This window comes from Bradyrhizobium jicamae, from assembly GCF_018130695.1.
Lineage (GTDB): Bacteria > Pseudomonadota > Alphaproteobacteria > Rhizobiales > Xanthobacteraceae > Bradyrhizobium > Bradyrhizobium jicamae_B.
The window spans coordinates 85,534-101,015 of sequence record NZ_JAFCJX010000018.1 but is presented as its reverse complement, the minus strand read 5'-3'; the positions used below and the strand labels follow the sequence as shown (position 1 = coordinate 101,015).

Here is a 15,482-nt window from a genome sequence, read left to right as displayed (position 1 = left end):
TGCGAGCGGCTTGCCCCGCCCCCACCACCGTCATGCCCGGGCTTGTCCCGCCTTCGCTAAAGCTTCGGCGAGGCGAGCACTATAGCCCGGCGAAGCCTTGGCGTAGCCGGCTCCCGGGCATCCACGCCTTTCTTCTACGCGACGAAGACGTGGGTGGCGGGGACAAGCCCGGCCATGACGATGCGGTAGAACCCTGATTCTTCTGCGGTTCTCGCCGCTTGCGGCACTGCAAAATCGAATTCCGCCGAGGCGTCCAAACTTTTTACTGGAATATTCCACTAATTTCTGGTTTGATCATGGCAAGCCGCGGAGGATGATCCGCCTGCGCACGGAGGTCTGAGCCATGAACAGCCCGCTGAAGTCAGTCGCCCGCGAGGCCGCGGCCAGTGCCGATACCCTGCCCGCGCTGCTCGCCGACATCCGCGCGCGCCGCGCCGAGTTCATCGCCGCCCAGCAGATGCCCGATGACATCATCGAGGGCTTCAAGCGTGTCGGCGTCTATCGCGCGATGGTGGCCAAGCGGTTCGGCGGCGACGAGCGCACGCCCGCGGAATTCTGCCGCCTGATCGAGGCGATTTCGGAAGCCGACGGCTCGGCCGGATGGGTCGCAAGCTTCGGCGGCTCCGCCGGCTATCTCGCAGCACTCCCGGAGCCGACCCTGCGCAAACTCTACGCCAACGGTCCCGACGTCGTGTTCGCCGGCGGATTGTTTCCGCTGCAACCGGCAAAACGGACAGCTGAGGGCTTCGTCGTCAACGGCCTCTGGAAATTCTGCAGCGGATCGACGGGAGCGGATTTCATCGGTGCCGGCATCTCGGTGGACGGCGATTCCACCGGCGGCCTGCCGCGCGTCGCTGTCATGCCGGCCAAGCAGGTGTCGATCCGCCGCAACTGGGACGTGATCGGCCTGCAGGGCACCGGCAGCCACGACATCGTGGTGAAGGACGTGGTGGTGCCGGAGGAATGGACCATGATCCGCGGCGGCGCGGCCTCGGTCGACCTGCCGATCTACCGCTATCCGTCGCTGCCGATGGCGGCGCAGGTGCTGGCGATCGTCGGCATCGGCGTCGCCCGCTCCGCGCTCGACGACGTCATCGCGATGGCCGGCGGCCGCGCTTCGATCACCGGCGCGCCCGTGATGGCCGACCGCGGCTATGTCCAGCTCGAGATTGCGCGCGCCGAGGCGTTGCTGCGCTCCGCGCGCAGCTTCTTCTATGAGGCGACCGAGGAATTGTGGGATGAGGTGCAGGCGGGACCGCCGAGCCAGAAGACAATGACGGTGATGCGGCTTGCCGCGACCCATGCCGCGCATACCGGCGCCGAGGTGGCACGGATCGCCTGCACGCTGGCCGGCACCACGTCAATCTACACCACGCATAATCTGGCGCGCGCGATGTGCGACGCCCTGGTGGTGGCGCAGCACGCCTTCCTCAGCGAGGGCACGCTGCAGAGCGCCGGCCGCATCCTGCTCGGCCTGCCCGCGCAGCCCGGCTTCCCATAGCCCTCGCACGCAACGAGGACATTCTTGATGACCATCACTCGAATCGGAGACCAACGATGAGCGTCACGGGAACGGAAGCGCGCTGCGCTGTGATCACCGGGAGCGGCAATGGCGTCGGGATGTCGATTGCGAAGGCGCTGCATGGCGGCGGCTATCGCGTCATGATCGCCGACATCGACGAGGCGGCGGCACAACGGCTCGCCAGCGAGCTTGATCCCTCCGGCAAGACCGCATTCGCCCATCGCCTCGACGTGCGCGAGAAGGCGCAATTCGAGGCTGCGCTTGCGGCAGCGACCGCGCGCTTCGGCAGCGTGCATGTGCTGGTCAACAATGCCGCCATGACCGTGGCGCGGCCGCTGATGGAGATTTCGCCGGAGGAGTTCGACGCCGTGATGGCGGTGAATGTGCGTGGCACCTTCCTTGGCTGCCAGGTATTCGGCAACTATTTTCGCGATCGCGGCCATGGCCGCCTGATCAACATGGCCTCGCTCGCCGGCCAGAACGGCGGCAGCGCGACCGGCGCGCATTATGCGGCCTCGAAGGGCGGCATCGTCACGCTGACGAAGGTGTTCGCGCGCGATCTCGGGCCATCGGGCGTCACCTGCAACGCGATCGCGCCGGGCCCGATCGACTCGCCGATGGTTCATCGCACGCTGTCGCCGGAGCGGCTGGCCGGGTTGAAGACGACGATCCCGGTCGGCGACATCGGCGATCCCGCCTTCATCGGCCAGATGGTTCTGTTGCTCGCTTCACCAGGTGCCGCCTTCGCCAACGGCGCGACCTGGGACGTCAACGGCGGACTCTACCTGCGTTAAGGAGTGAAGCCATGACCGCGACCATCCAGCAGACCGAGTTCCGCGACGCGATGAGCCGGCTCGGCGCCGCCGTCAACGTCATCACCACCGACGGCCCCGCCGGACGTCACGGGCTAACGGCCTCCGCCGTCTGCAGTGTCACCGACTCGCCGCCGACGCTCTTGGTCTGCGTCAATCGCTCGGCCGGCGCGCATGCGCATCTGACCGAGAACGGCGTGCTCTGCGTCAACGTGCTGAGCGGCCGGCACCGGGATCTCTCCGGCCTGTTCGGCAAGAGCGGGCTCGGCGTCGCCGATCGTTTCGCCGCCGGCTCCTGGCGCGTGCTCGAAACCGGCGCGCCGGTGCTGGAAGATGCGTCCGTCAGCCTCGATTGCCGGATCGTGCGCACCGAGACGATCGGGACCCACAGCGTTTTCTTCTGCGAGGTCGCGGCGTTGGCGATGGGATCCGATCCGGAAGCGCTGATCTATTTCAACCGCGCCTATCATCATCTGCAGCCGGCTGCCACCGCGGCGGCGTGCTGCCCATCATCCTGAACAGGAGGTTCCATGTCTGCATCCTCTTCCTTCGCTGACGCCGCCTCACGCGAGATCGACGGGCTGCATCGTCTGTTGCAGGCCTGGTTCCGCGCCGAGGGCACCGGCGATCCCGCCGGAATCCTCGCCCGCTTCGACGAGGGTTTTCATATGATGAACCCGGCCGGCAAGATCATCACCTACCAGCAGTTCAGCGGCGCGCTCCCCGGCATGCGCGGCACAAGGCCGACGCTGATCATGGAGATCAGCGACGTCGTGGTGCGCCATGTCGGCGATGGCGCCGCGCTCGTCACCTATCAGGAAAAGCAGACCCAGGACTCCGGCGTCAACAACCGCGTCTGCACCGCGCTGCTGCTCAACCGTGCCGACCGCCCGACGCCGGTGTGGCGGCATCTGCAGGAAACGTGGCTGACTTAAGCTGAGGTCTAACGGCATCGGCACCGCGCCCCCTCGCCCCGTTCTTACGGGGAGAGGGTTGGGGTGAGGGGCTGCCGCCGCGTAAATCGGCCACAGTTAAGTTCGCGGAGACTCGCATTCCGCTTCGTTGCATGCGATCCGACCTCTCCCCGCAGGCGGGGCGAGGTGAAGACGAACGCGCTCACTTCTGCTCCGTCACCGGCACGGTGTAATTCAGGATCAATCGGCCCCCATCGGGATAGATGGTCTGGCCGGTGATGTAGGACGCGTCGTCGCTGGCGAGGAAGGCGACGACGGAGGCGACCTCGCTGGGCTCGCCGCAGCGGCCCGCCGGCGTGCGCGACAGCACGCTGCGCCGCGCATCGTCGGAGGAAAAGATCGCGGTCGCGACCATCTCGGTCAGGATCGTGCCCGGGCCAACGGCGACGACGCGGATGCGATGCGGCGCCAGCGCGACCGCCGCCACCGACGTCAGCTGCTTCACGCCGCCCTTGGACATCGCATAGGTCGCAAGCGAGGGGATTGCCAGCAGCGCGTTGACCGAGGACATGTTGATCACGACCCCGCCGCCGCCCTGCGCGATCATCTGCTTCGCCGCCGCCTGCACGCCGAAGAACGCGCCCTTCAGATTGATGTCCATCACATCGTCGAACTCGGCCTCGGCAATCTCGAGGAAGTCGCGGTTGCGCGCGACGCCGGCGTTGTTGACCATGACGTCGAGCCGGCCGAAATCGCTGACCGCCTTCGCCACCAGCCGATCGACATCGGCGCGCTTGCTGACATCGGCCTCGACGGTGCGCAGCGCGTCGGGATGTCGAAGGTCCCTGGCGGCGTGAGCCAGCGAGGTCGCGTCGATGTCCGAGATGACCACCTTGGCGCCGTCGTGCAGGAAACGCTCGGCACAGGCCTTGCCGATGCCGCGCGCCGCGCCGGTGATTGCGACAACCTTGCCGGAAAATTTCATGAGGACCTCCTCAATTCCTGGCTCTAGCCTTTAGCGCATCGCAGGCCAGCAGGGAACGCGGCGGAATAGCTACCTCTGCATTGCCAATCGCGCCCTGCTCGGCGATCATGACGAAAAACGAGGAAACGCCGATGTCCCAGCTCAGCCGCCGTTCGCTGCTCGCCGCCGGTGCCACGTTCCTGCTCGGCGGCGCCGTGCACGCGCAAAGCTATCCGTCACGGCCGGTCAGGATCATCGTGCCGTTCCCGGCCGGCGGCTCCAATGACATCATCGCGCGGATCGTGACGCAGAAGCTGACGGAGCGCAGCTCGCAGCCGTTCCTGGTCGAAAACCGCGGCGGCGCCGGCGGCAATATCGGCGCCGAGGCGGTGGCGACGTCCGACCCTGACGGCACCACCCTGCTCTTGACCGCGCCGCCGCCGCTGACCACCAATGCCGCGCTGTACAAGAAGCTGCCGTTCGATCCGGCCACGTCGTTTGCGCCGGTCGCGCTGATCGCGACGGTGCCGATCGTGCTGGTGGTGCACCCCTCGCTCGGCGTCAGGAACGTCAGCGAGCTCGTGGCGCTCGCCAAGGCCAAACCGGGCACGATCAATTTCGGCTCGTCCGGCATCGGCGCGACCAACCATCTCGCCGGCGAACTGCTCAAGAGCATGACCGGCATCGACATCGTGCACGTGCCTTACAAGGGCGCGGCGCCCGCGATGAACGATCTGCTGGCCGGCCACATCCCCATGATGTTCGACAACATGCCGGCGCTGCTACCGCAGGTGCAGGGAAAGCTGATCAATGCGATTGCGGTCGCCGGCGCGAAGCGGGCGAGCGCCCTGCCCGACGTGCCTGTTGTCGCAGAGACCGTTCCCGGCTTCGAAGCATCGGCCTGGTTCGGTCTGGTGGCGCCTGCGAAGACGCCGCCGGCGGTGTTGGCGAAGCTGCAGGATGATGTCACGGCGATCCTGCAAATGCCTGACGTGCAGAAGCGCTTCGCCGAACTTGGCGCCGAGCCCGGCACCGTCGCAGGTACCGCGTTCGGGCAATTCCTGGCCGATGAAACCACCAAATGGGCCGGGATCATCAAGGCGTCAGGCGCCACGATGAATTAGCGCGCGACGCCGTCGCTAGCCGGCCGCCTTGCGCTTTGCCGTGCTGTTGATCTTGGCCAAAATTCGATCCGCCTCGGTGCGCCAGTCGGCGCTGCGGGCAAACTCTTTCGTCCCCTTGGCGCCGAACACGCCCTCATCGGCGAGATCGGCGATGAAGGCCTGCCGCTCCGCGGTGCCCTGCGCGGACCATGGCGTCAGGCCCGCTTCGCGTACGGTCTCGGCGACCTCGCGCACCTCCTCAGCGCGGCGGCGGCCGTGCTCGATCACGCGCTGGAAGAAATAGGCGCCCTGCTTCTCCCAGTCGATGGTCGGAAAGGTCTCGGTGAGCGAGGCCAGCACCGCGTCTTCGACGCCATAGGCGCGCGCGGTGGTGAAGCTTTCGATCACCATCGCCTCGAGGCCCTTGATCATGATGCTACGGCACATCTTCACCGCGGAGGACACGCCGAGCTCGTCGCTGGCCACCTTGGCCGCGAAGCCGAGCGCGACCAGCGAGGGCGCCAGCTCCCGCGCGCCGCGGCCGCCGAGCAGCAGCGGCACCTTGATGCGATAAGGCGGCACGGAGGTCATCACCGCACCCTCGACATAGCGACCGCCCGCACCGTCGATGACCGCGGCCGCACGCTGCTTGGCGCCGGGAGAAGCCGAGTTGAAGTCGAGAAACCAGGCGCCCTTCTGAACGGCGGGTGCGGCGGCCTGCGCCACCGGCACGGCCTGGCTCGCGGTCACCGCGGAGATGATGAAATCGGATTGCGCCGCCAGTTCCGCATGCGACGCGGCCAGCGTCACGCCGATGCCGCCAGCATGATCGCGCAGCGGCGCGCCTTGCTCATTCCCGAGCTTGATGTCGTAGGCTGCGACCTTGACGCCCTGCTTGCGCAGATCCTCGGCAAGGATGCGCCCGACCTCACCATAGCCGAGCAGGCCGACCTGCCACGTCATGGAATCGCCTGAGATCGCCATCAGTTCAAATCCCGCGTTGTGTCGTCGAACAACTCGTCGACCGAGAAGCGCCGTGGAATCAGCGCCTGCTGGAACGCATAGTCAATGATCAGCTCCAGCGGCTTGCGATTGGCCTCGACGCCGAATGGAACCAGATCGGGCTTGCCAGGCGTTCCCATCTTCATCTTGCCTCCCTTGAGGAGATCGTAGACGCCGCGCACAAGATCGGGCCGTGATTTTGCCAGTTGTTCGGTCACGACGACGAGATGATTGACCGGCACCACGCCATGCTGCCGGTACCAGCGCTGGGCCTCGGCATCGGGATCGGCGAACAGTGGGGCGAAGGCCGGATCAGTCGAGGTCTCGCCAAGCACCGCATCGAGCTCGCCGTCTTTCAGCATCTGCAGGACATTCTTGCCCTTCGGCGCGCGCGCGGTCCTGTCGATGTATTCGGCGACGTGCGGATCCTCGAAGGTGATCCAGTTGATCTCATCGAGGTTCACGCCATAGTCATTGGCGAGAATGCCGCGGATCCAGGCGCCGGTCGTGGTCGTGAAGGAGCGGATGCCGACGCGCTTGCCTGCGAGATCGACGGGGCCGAGCTTGGCTCCGCCGGCGCGATACAGCGCATAGCCATGCTGGAAGCGGCCGAGCATCGTGGCCGGCAGCAGCACGAGCGGTTTGCCGTGCGCCTTCGCCATCAGATAGGTCACGATCGCCATCTCGCAGACGTCGAAGGCCTGCTCGCGCACCATCGGCTTGAACGCGGTGTTGGTCGGCGTGTACTCGACGAAGTCGAGATCGAACGCGTCCGACCGCAACTCGCCACTCTTCACCGCCTGGACATGCAGGTGATTGCCGAGCACGGCGCGCAGTTTTGGCTTCTCCATCTCCAGCTCCGCGATCAGTCTTCGGGATGATCGAGATAGACCAGCCCCGCCTTCGCCAGCGCCTCTCGCATGTTGTACATGTCGAGGCCGAGCTCGCCGGAGGCCAGCCGCTGCCGCTTGCAGCCCTCTTCGTCGCTGCGCTTCCTGGCTTTCTGCGCCACGTCCGTGACGATCTTCTTCGGCACCACCACCACGCCGTCGTCATCGGCCACGATGATGTCGCCGGGGTTCACGTTGACGCCGGCGCAGACCACGGGGATGTTGACCGAGCCGAGGGTTGCCTTCACCGTACCCTTGGCCGAGATCGCACGCGACCACACCGGAAATTTCATCTCGTGCAGCGCCCGCACGTCGCGGCAGCCGGCGTCGATGATCAGGCCCTGCACGCCCCGCGCCGCGAGCGAAGATGCCAGGAGCTCACCGAACATGCCGTCGGTATTGTCGGTGGTGCAGCCGACCACCAGCACGTCGCCCTTTTTGCACTGCTCGACCGCGACATGGATCATCCAGTTGTCGCCGGGCTGCGCCAGCACAGTCACCGCGGGGCCCGCGATCGCCGCGCCCGGCCAGATCGGCCGCATGTAGGGTTTCATGAGGCCGAAGCGGCCCATCGCTTCATGCACGGTCGAGACGCCATGGGCTTCCAAACCCTGGGGATCGGCGCGCTCGATATTCCTGATGACGACCGGCTTCACTGCAAAATCTCCTCGACGGTCGGGAACAGGCGGTGATAGGCCTCGCCATAGGTCATGGGCACGCCGGTGTTCCGGCTGCCCTGGATGCCGCGGTTCAGTGCGACGCGCTCGTAGTAGTGCCAGAGGTGCTTTTGCGCAGCGAGGATCTTGAACGCCTCGTATTTCTGTTCCCAGACCTCGTCGATCTTCAGGATCAAATTAGGCTTGAAGTTGCACATCTCCGGCTGGTGCGGCTCGAACAGGAACATCGGCGGCGCCGCATATTTGTACTTGGCATCCGGCTTGTGCCCCATCGCCTGCGCCACCACGCGGGTCTGCTGCGCGAAATGCGCGGCGTCCGGATGGTCGAAATTGTAGGGGTCTTCCAGCGCATGCGTCAGCACGAAGCTGGGGCTGAGCTCGCGATAGATGTCGACCATGCGGTCGAAATGCGCTTCGGTTGTCTTCAGAGGATAGTCGCCGCAATCGAAGAACTCGATCTCGGCACCGAGCAGCTTGGCCGCACGCTCGGCCTCGTCCTTGCGGCCGGCCTTGACGGATTCCAGCGTCGCGCCCGGCTCCTTCCAGGCGAACTGGCTCTCGCCGCGCTCGCCAAAGGACATGCAGACGATCTTGACGCGATAGCCCTTCCTGGCATGCAGCGCGATGGCGCCGCCGGCGCGCCAGACGAAATCGCCGGGGTGGGCGGTAATGACCAGACCTGTTTTCATGGGACGATCTCCCTTTCGTTGAATGTATTTGGATTTATTGCTTACGATTTCAGGCAGCACAGTCTCTCGTTCCCCTCTCCCCGCTTGCGGGGAGAGGGTTAGGGTGAGGGGGAGCCTTCGCGAGGACGGTGAGAGATTGACTCGCGGAGGCTCCCCCTCACCCGGATCGCATCTGCGATGCGATCCGGCCTCTCCCCGCAAGCGGGGCGAGGCGAAGAGGGAGCGTGCCTAGCCTCATCCAGCATCGTCATTCCTGCCTGTCGAATTCGAACAGTTTTGCCGGATTGCTCACCAGAATCTTTTGCTGCAGTTCCGCCTCGGGCGCGAACAGCGGGATCAGGTCGACGAGGTCGCCGTCATTCGGCATCGCCTTGACGTTCGGATGCGGCCAGTCGGTGCCCCAGATGACGCGGTCGGGCGCGGTCTCGACGATGCGGCGGGCGAAGGGCACAGAGTCAGTGAAGGGTGGACCTGCGGACGAGACGCGTTCGCTGCCGCAGACCTTGACCCAGCATTTTTCGTCGCGCTGCATCAGATCGATCAACGTCCGGAACGGCAGCTGGTCGAGACCGTCGGCGGCCTTGACCCGACCCATGTGGTCGATGGTGTAGCGTACCGGCAGTTTCGCCAGCATCTCGGCGTAGACAGGCAGATCGATCGCATCGAAATGCAAGTCGAGGTGCCAGCCGAGCGGCGCGATCATCGCGACGACGCGCTCGAACACGCGCTTGTCGGGCACGCCGCCGAGATGGCGCACGAAGTTGAAGCGGCAGCCGCGGAAGCCGCCGTCGTGCAGCGCGCGCAGGTCACGCTCGCTGATGCCATCGTCGATATTGGCGACTGCGCGGTAGGCACCGTTGCTCACGGCGATGGCATCGAGCGCGACGCGGTTGTCGGTGCCGTGAACGCTGGCGTTGACGATGACGGCGCGGCCGACGCCGAGCCTGGCGTGCAGCGCGCGGAAATCATCGAGGCCCGCATCCGGCGGCGTGTAGGGCCGGTCGGGCGCATACGGGTATTTCGCGTGCGGGCCGAAGATGTGACAATGCGCGTCGCAGGCGAGCGGCGGCAGCTTGAACCTGGGCGTACGGGTGTTCGGATCGGGTCCGGGAATCGTTGGTGTCAGCATCGGTTTCGCATGGGCCCTGGAGCGCGTCGGGCGAACGGCGATCAGCGTTCGTCTTGATTCTTGATTGTGGCCGCGGCCTTGCGTCGTGCCGGCGCGGTGGAATCCGATGGCGGCGCCTGGAACGAGGCCACCGTGGCGCGGACGAGCTCTTCGATCGCAAGGCCGGGATCGGCGCCATCGGCGCTGCCGCGCGACAGGCGCGAGACCCGCTCCGGCGTCACCAGCGTGTAATAGAGCGCGCCGAGCAGGAAGTGGCTGCGCCAGACGATCTCGTTGCGCGGGATGTGCGGCAGGCTTTCGTGGATCGCGTCGATGAAGGCGTGGCTGGTGTCGTCAAAGGTCTGTGCGATGATTTTTCGCGCGACCTCGTTGCCCTCGGCCGACATCACTGCGCGCAAGCGCGTGAAGCGCGCGCCGCCACCGGCGAGATCGCTGCCCGAGGTGAAGGCCGGCAGCACATAGGCGCGGACGATCGCCTCCAGCCGGTCCTGCAGGTCGCGCACGCGCTTTGCCGCCGAGAGCAGTTCCGAGCGGCGCAGATTCATCGGGCCGCAATGCCGCTTGTAGATTTCCAGCAGCAGGCCGTCCTTGGTCTCGAAATGATAGGTGACGCTGCCGGGATTGGCGCCGGCAGCCTGGGCGATGTCGCGCACCGACACGGCGTTGAAGCCGTTGGTGGAGAACAGTTCCTCGGCGGCGGCGAGGATCGCCTCGCGCATATTGGGCTTGCGCGCGCCTGCGACTTTGGGAGACTTGCGAACCATATTTGTACTATCGTACAAAAGATCAGGTCACGTCAACAAAAACGTTGATGTGGCTCCCTCTCCGGCTTGCGGGGGAGGGCTGGGGTGGGGGTGCCACCGCGTTGGGATTCCCAACGTGGACAGAGCCCCCACCCGCCGCGCTCTTTAAGCGCGTCGACCTCCCCCGCAAGCGGGAGAGGTGCAGCGAGCCAGCCGCCAAGGAAGGAAACGGAATGATGAGCTTCAAGACCATCGGCCGCGCGCTCGCGGCTGCCGCGCTGATGATGGCAACCGCCGCGCAGGCGGAGACGTTCCCGAGCAAGCCGGTGCACATCCTCGTCCCCTATGCCGCCGGCGGCGCGGTCGACGTGCTGGCGCGGACGCTGGGGCAATCCCTCGCCAAGAGCTGGGGCCAGCAGCCCGTGATCGACAACCGCCCTGGCGCCGGCGGCGTGATCGCCTCGCAGGCGCTCGTACAGTCCGCGCCCGATGGATACACGCTGATCCTGGTCGCGAGCGGCCATCCGCTGAACCAGTTCATCTATCCGAGCCTGCCTTACGACACCTTCAGGGATTTCACGGCGATCACGGAGGTCGCCTCTTCGCCGCTCGCGCTGGTCGTCTCCAAGACCAGCCCCTACAAGACGCTGGAAGATGTACTGGCTGCTGCACGCAAGGAGCCGGACGCGCTGTCTTACGGCATGTCCGGCAATGGCACCTCGGCACATCTCGCCGGCGAGCTGTTGAAATACATGGCCAAGGTGAAAATCGTCGCAGTGCCCTACAAGGGTGGCGCGCCAGCGTTGACGGCCGTGATCGCGGGCGACATTCCCCTCAGCCTCAATCCGCTGGCGGAAGCGATCGGCCAGATCGACGGCGGCGCGGTGCGCGCGCTCGCGGTGACTTCGGCCGCACGCTCGAAGGCACTGCCGAATGTGCCGACGGTCGCGGAATCCGGCGTGCCGGGCTATGACGTTTCAGTGTGGTGGGGCTTCCTCGGGCCTGCGAAGATGCCGCCGGAGATCGTCGCCAGGCTGCAGGCCGATCTGAAGACGGCGCTGCAGGATCCGACGGTGGTAGCGACGCTCGACAAGCTCGGCGCGACGCCGCTCGGCAGCACCGCAAGCGAGTTCGATGCCTACATGCATGCCGAGGCAACCAAATGGGAGCCGGTGCTGAAGGCCGCCAACGTCCGCGCACAGTGAGGACGTGATGGCATACTCCACGAAACCGACGGCGATGCGTCGCGGCATCACCCTCGCCTTCATCGTCGCGACGCTGGCCGTGGCATCGGCCCACGCCGATGGCGAGAAGGATGTGCTGGCGCCGACAGGCAAACTGCGCGTCGGCGTCTATCCGGGCAGTCCCACGTCCCTGGTGACGGATCCTGCCACGCACCAGGAGCATGGTCTGAGCCACGACATCGGCGCCGAGCTCGCAAAGCGGCTCAACGTTCCCGTCGCGTACGTCACCTTTCCGCGCGTCGCCGATGTGATCGCGGCGATCAAGAACGGCGAGGTCGATTTCACCGTCACCAACGCAACGCCGGCCCGCGCCAACGACGTCAGCTTCAGCCCGACGCTGATCTCGGTCGAGCTCGGCTATCTCGTGCCGGCGAATTCGAAGATTGCAGGCGTGGGCGAGATCGACCGTCCGGGCGTCCGCGTCGGCGTCACCAAGGGCTCGACGTCCGAGAAGACGCTCGGCGCGAAATTCACCAACGCCAAGGTCGTGCCGGTGGAGAGCGTCAAGGTCGCCGTCGCCCAATTCGCCAGCGGCGAGATCGATCTCTATGCCACCAACAAGCCGACGCTATACGAGATCTCGGACTCGATGCCGGGCGCGCGCATCCTCGACGGCCGCTGGGGGCTGGAGCATATGGCCGTCGCCACGCCAAAGGGCCGCGAGCAGGCCTCGGCATTCGTCAGCGCGTTCGTGAAGGACGTGCAGGGCAACGGGCAGTTGGAAAAAGCGCAGAAGGACGCCGGCCTGCGCGGCGCGGCGAAGGCGGAGTAGTCGAGAGTTCGTCATACCCGGGCTTGTCCCGGGCATCCACGTCTTCGCTCTCGATCGGCAAGAAAGACGTGGATGGCCGGGACAAGCCCGGCCATGACGGAGAATGACTGGTTTTCAGGACAGTTTGACGTCCGGCTCGGGCCGGCCGCGCGCGGCGGCGTCGAGGAGGAACGTCTGGCCATGGCCGGGATCGGCAGCGCGCGCGGCTTCGTCCATGTCCTGCCAGGCTGACGTGACCAGGACCTTCGAGAAATCGCGACCGACGAAGGCCGGGCAGCTCGATTGCTTCGCTGGCACGCGCAAAGACCGCAGCCGCTTCCCAGCGGGATCGTAGACGTCGACGCAGCCGCCGCCCCAGCGGGCGTTCCAGATCAGGCCATCGGCATCGACCACAGCGCCATCGATGCCGCCAACACCTTTGTGCTGGATAAACGGCGCGGGGTCGCCGAGCGGCAATCCCGTCGCGGCATCGAGCGGCACGCGGTAGAGCACGTTCTTTCCGGTGTCGGCGAAATAACCGATATCGCCATTCGGCGAGAAGCAGATCGCGTTCGGGATCGTCACCTCGGGATAAAGCCGGGTGATTTGTCCGCGATGCAGTGCGTAGATGGCGCCGGCGCCCTTCTCGGCGCGTTTGCCCATGGTGCCCATCCAGAACGTGCCGGACGGATGCACGCGGGCATCGTTGGAGCGGGTCACCGGATTGTCGGCCTCCAGCGCGGCGAACAGAGTCAGGCGGCCGTTCGCGATCTCGCGGACGTAGAGACCATCCTCCGTCAGCATCAGCTGCCTGATATCATCAATCCGCGCCAGCGCGCTCGCCATGTTCGGCAATTTATGAATGCTCGTGCGTCCATCGGCGAAGCGATGCTCGAACAGCCGGCACTCCCTGATGTCGAACCACCAGGCGGTGTCGGTGGTCGCATCGTAGGTCGGGCCTTCGCCGAGATGGCAGCGCTCCGCCGAGAGCACGGAGGTCGGGACGTCCTCGATCAGGTCATCACCCATGGCGATCACGCGACGGAGAAGCGATAGACGCTGGTGTGGCGATAGGTCTGGCCGGGATCGAGCCGCACCGAGGGGAAGTCCGGACGGTTCGGCGAATCCGGCCAGGCATGCGGCTCGAGGCACAGCGCGTCGGATTGGCGGTACAGCAGTTCGCCCTTCCCCGCCGTGTTGCCGTCGAGGAAATTACCGGAATAGAACTGCACGCCCGGCTGGTCGGTGAAGAGCTCCATCACGCGGCCACTGCGGGGGGCTTCGACCCGCGCGGCGAAGCGCACGCCGCGCTCCGACGAGAGGCAGTAATTGTGGTCGTAGCCGCGGCCGAGCCGCAGCTGCTCCTCGTTCTTCCGGATGCGCTCACCGATCACGGTGGGCTTGCGGAAATCGAACGACGTGCCGTCGACGGACCGCGGCGGGCCCAGTAGCGGAATCGCCGTGGCGTCGACGGCGAGGAAATGATCGGCCGCGATCGTCAGCCGCTGGTCGAGGATCGGCGTGCCCGCGCGCGCGCCGTCGAGATTGAAGAAGCTGTGGTTGGTCAAATTGACGATGGTCGGCCGATCGGTCGCAGCCTCCATCGACAGCGACAATTCTGCGGGCCCGGTGATGCGATAGACGAGACGGACCGTGAGATTGCCGGGATAGCCCTGATCGCCATCGGGGCTTAAGTGCGACAGCACAAGCATCGGCTCGGGCGCCTCGCTCACCTCGACGATCTGCCAGAGTTTCCGATCAAACCCCTGCGCGCCGCCATGCAGCGCGTTCGGGCCGTTGTTGGCCTCCAGATTGTATGGCGCCCCGTCCAGCGTGAAGCGCGCGCCGGCGATCCGATTGGCGTAGCGACCGACGGTCGCGCCGAAATATTTGCGTTGGCCGAGGTAGCCGTCGAAATCGTCGTGACCAAGCACGATGTCGTCGCAGTGGCCGTTGCGGTCGGGAACCAGCAGCGACTGGATCGCGGCGCCGAACGGAATGATGTTGGCGGCAAAGCCGCCGGCGCCGCGCAACGTGATGCGCTCGACCACGGCCCCCTCAGGCATCTTGCCGAAGGGCGCGCGATCAATCCTCTCTGACGTCATTTTCAGTCCTCGAACGGTTCGACGGTTCTCCGTCGCCCCAGCATGAAGCCGTCGGCCACCAGTTGCAACGGCGCGAGATCGACGTCGGACGCGCCCTGCGCCGCCAGCATGACGAAGCGGCGATAGAGCTCGGGATATTCTTCCTTCTTGGCATCGACGACCGTCTGGCCGCCATCGAACAGCTGCCGGCCGCCCTTCGACAGCGTGACGGGTCCGGTTTCGGTCTCGATGCGGATGTCCCAGGTCTGCGGCCCGGTCTGGCGGAAATCGAACTCGGCACGAATCGGCAATCCCGTGACGTCGGTCATGTCGAGCTCGACGGCGATTGGCGCCTCGCGGTTGGACGGAAAGGCGAGCTCAGATTTCCTGACGAACACCGGCCGCGGCAGAATGTGCGTCAGGATCGACAGCGCATTGATGCCGGGATCGAACACGCCGAAGCCGCCCGCCTGAAAAATCCAGGCCTGGCCCGGATGCCAGACGCGGACGTCTTCCTTCCAGATGATCGTCACCTTGGTGAGTTTTCGCGACGCCAGCAGCTGCCGCGCCGGCTCGACCGCCGGTGCGTAACGTGAGTGCCAGGTCGCGAACAGCGTGCGCTTTGCCGCTTGCGCGGCTGCGATCAGCGGCGTCAGTTCGGCAACGGTCGCGCCGGGCGGCTTCTCCAACAGCGCGTGCTTGCCGGCCGCGAGCGCGATCGTCGCCTGGGCGTGACGGATCTGCGGCGGAGTGCAGAGCGCCACAGCATCGACTTCGGGGCCATTGCGCAGGAGATCGTCGAGGTCGCGGAAATGCGGCAGGTCCGGTGACGACTTCACGGGGTCTGCGATCGCGACCAGCGTAGCCCCCGGCACGGCCGCAATGCCGGGCACATGCTCGCGGCGGGCGATCTCGCCAAAGCCGACGATGGCGATGCGAAGCTGGTCACTCACGGCGT

The 15,482-nt window shown here is 66.0% G+C and carries 17 protein-coding genes; 7 read left to right on the top strand and 10 right to left on the bottom strand.

Annotated elements, in window-relative coordinates; genetic code table 11:
• The first annotated feature begins 343 nt into the window (after positions 1 to 343).
• From JQ604_RS25275 to JQ604_RS25260, 4 genes are read left to right on the top strand one after another with little or no spacing between them, the layout of a single operon-like run.
• Complete coding sequence (locus tag JQ604_RS25275; protein WP_212363209.1) at positions 344 to 1,501, top strand: acyl-CoA dehydrogenase family protein; 1,158 nt, start codon at positions 344 to 346, stop codon at positions 1,499 to 1,501.
• 56 nt (positions 1,502 to 1,557) lie between these two features.
• Positions 1,558 to 2,316: an SDR family NAD(P)-dependent oxidoreductase gene (locus tag JQ604_RS25270; RefSeq protein WP_212363208.1), complete on the top strand. Its 759-nt coding sequence runs from the start codon at positions 1,558 to 1,560 to the stop codon at positions 2,314 to 2,316.
• An 11-nt stretch (positions 2,317 to 2,327) separates the two neighbouring features.
• Positions 2,328 to 2,852, top strand: coding sequence for a flavin reductase (locus JQ604_RS25265; protein WP_212363207.1), 525 nt, complete (start codon positions 2,328 to 2,330; stop codon positions 2,850 to 2,852).
• 12 nt (positions 2,853 to 2,864) lie between these two features.
• A complete protein-coding gene (locus JQ604_RS25260; RefSeq protein ID WP_212363205.1) occupies positions 2,865 to 3,269 on the top strand; it encodes a DUF4440 domain-containing protein in 405 nt (134 codons plus the stop codon).
• A 181-nt stretch (positions 3,270 to 3,450) separates the two neighbouring features.
• On the opposite strand, the gene JQ604_RS25255 is transcribed toward JQ604_RS25260, so the two are convergent.
• Positions 3,451 to 4,233, bottom strand: a complete 783-nt coding sequence (locus JQ604_RS25255) for an SDR family NAD(P)-dependent oxidoreductase (protein ID WP_212363203.1) — start codon at positions 4,231 to 4,233, stop codon at positions 3,451 to 3,453.
• Between the two features lie 131 nt (positions 4,234 to 4,364).
• On the opposite strand from JQ604_RS25255, the gene JQ604_RS25250 reads away from it, so the two are divergent.
• On the top strand, positions 4,365 to 5,336 hold the full coding sequence (locus JQ604_RS25250; protein WP_212363201.1) for a Bug family tripartite tricarboxylate transporter substrate binding protein: 972 nt from the start codon (positions 4,365 to 4,367) through the stop codon (positions 5,334 to 5,336).
• Positions 5,337 to 5,351: 15 nt separating this feature from the next.
• Here the strand turns inward: JQ604_RS25250 and JQ604_RS25245 are convergent, their stop codons facing one another.
• The 6 genes from JQ604_RS25245 to JQ604_RS25220 all read right to left on the bottom strand — a co-directional run bounded on the left by JQ604_RS25245 (position 5,352) and on the right by JQ604_RS25220 (position 10,466).
• Positions 5,352 to 6,299 (bottom strand): DUF1932 domain-containing protein, encoded by a 948-nt coding sequence (locus tag JQ604_RS25245; protein ID WP_249158629.1) that lies wholly within the window; start codon positions 6,297 to 6,299, stop codon positions 5,352 to 5,354.
• Positions 6,299 to 7,168, bottom strand: coding sequence for a hypothetical protein (locus tag JQ604_RS25240; RefSeq protein ID WP_212363199.1), 870 nt, complete (start codon positions 7,166 to 7,168; stop codon positions 6,299 to 6,301). The genes JQ604_RS25245 and JQ604_RS25240 overlap by 1 nt, the downstream gene beginning before the upstream one ends.
• A gap of 14 nt (positions 7,169 to 7,182) precedes the next feature.
• Positions 7,183 to 7,863, bottom strand: coding sequence for a 4-carboxy-4-hydroxy-2-oxoadipate aldolase/oxaloacetate decarboxylase (locus tag JQ604_RS25235; protein ID WP_212363197.1), 681 nt, complete (start codon positions 7,861 to 7,863; stop codon positions 7,183 to 7,185).
• Positions 7,860 to 8,573 carry a PIG-L deacetylase family protein gene (locus tag JQ604_RS25230; RefSeq protein ID WP_212363195.1) on the bottom strand — a complete coding sequence of 238 codons (714 nt, stop codon included), beginning with the start codon at positions 8,571 to 8,573 and terminating at the stop codon, positions 7,860 to 7,862. The genes JQ604_RS25235 and JQ604_RS25230 overlap by 4 nt, the downstream gene beginning before the upstream one ends.
• Positions 8,574 to 8,820: 247 nt before the next feature.
• Positions 8,821 to 9,702: an amidohydrolase family protein gene (locus JQ604_RS25225; RefSeq protein ID WP_212363193.1), complete on the bottom strand. Its 882-nt coding sequence runs from the start codon at positions 9,700 to 9,702 to the stop codon at positions 8,821 to 8,823.
• 41 nt (positions 9,703 to 9,743) lie between these two features.
• Positions 9,744 to 10,466 carry a TetR/AcrR family transcriptional regulator gene (locus tag JQ604_RS25220; RefSeq protein WP_212363191.1) on the bottom strand — a complete coding sequence of 241 codons (723 nt, stop codon included), beginning with the start codon at positions 10,464 to 10,466 and terminating at the stop codon, positions 9,744 to 9,746.
• A 212-nt stretch (positions 10,467 to 10,678) separates the two neighbouring features.
• Here JQ604_RS25220 and JQ604_RS25215 point away from each other — a divergent pair, with 212 nt between their 5' ends.
• Positions 10,679 to 11,650 carry a tripartite tricarboxylate transporter substrate binding protein gene (locus JQ604_RS25215; protein WP_212363189.1) on the top strand — a complete coding sequence of 324 codons (972 nt, stop codon included), beginning with the start codon at positions 10,679 to 10,681 and terminating at the stop codon, positions 11,648 to 11,650.
• 7 nt (positions 11,651 to 11,657) lie between these two features.
• Positions 11,658 to 12,461 (top strand): transporter substrate-binding domain-containing protein, encoded by an 804-nt coding sequence (locus tag JQ604_RS25210; RefSeq protein ID WP_249158628.1) that lies wholly within the window; start codon positions 11,658 to 11,660, stop codon positions 12,459 to 12,461.
• A gap of 114 nt (positions 12,462 to 12,575) precedes the next feature.
• Here the strand turns inward: JQ604_RS25210 and JQ604_RS25205 are convergent, their stop codons facing one another.
• Genes JQ604_RS25205 through JQ604_RS25195 form a run of 3 tightly spaced genes read right to left on the bottom strand, consistent with a single transcriptional unit; the run spans position 12,576 to position 15,477 of the window.
• Positions 12,576 to 13,454, bottom strand: coding sequence for an SMP-30/gluconolactonase/LRE family protein (locus JQ604_RS25205; RefSeq protein ID WP_212363339.1), 879 nt, complete (start codon positions 13,452 to 13,454; stop codon positions 12,576 to 12,578).
• A gap of 20 nt (positions 13,455 to 13,474) precedes the next feature.
• Complete coding sequence (locus JQ604_RS25200) at positions 13,475 to 14,545, bottom strand: aldose epimerase family protein (RefSeq protein WP_212363187.1); 1,071 nt, start codon at positions 14,543 to 14,545, stop codon at positions 13,475 to 13,477.
• 2 nt (positions 14,546 to 14,547) lie between these two features.
• The gene (locus tag JQ604_RS25195; protein WP_212363185.1) at positions 14,548 to 15,477 is read right to left on the bottom strand and encodes a Gfo/Idh/MocA family protein; all 930 of its coding nucleotides are present in this window, start codon (positions 15,475 to 15,477) and stop codon (positions 14,548 to 14,550) included.
• Positions 15,478 to 15,482 lie beyond the last annotated feature (5 nt).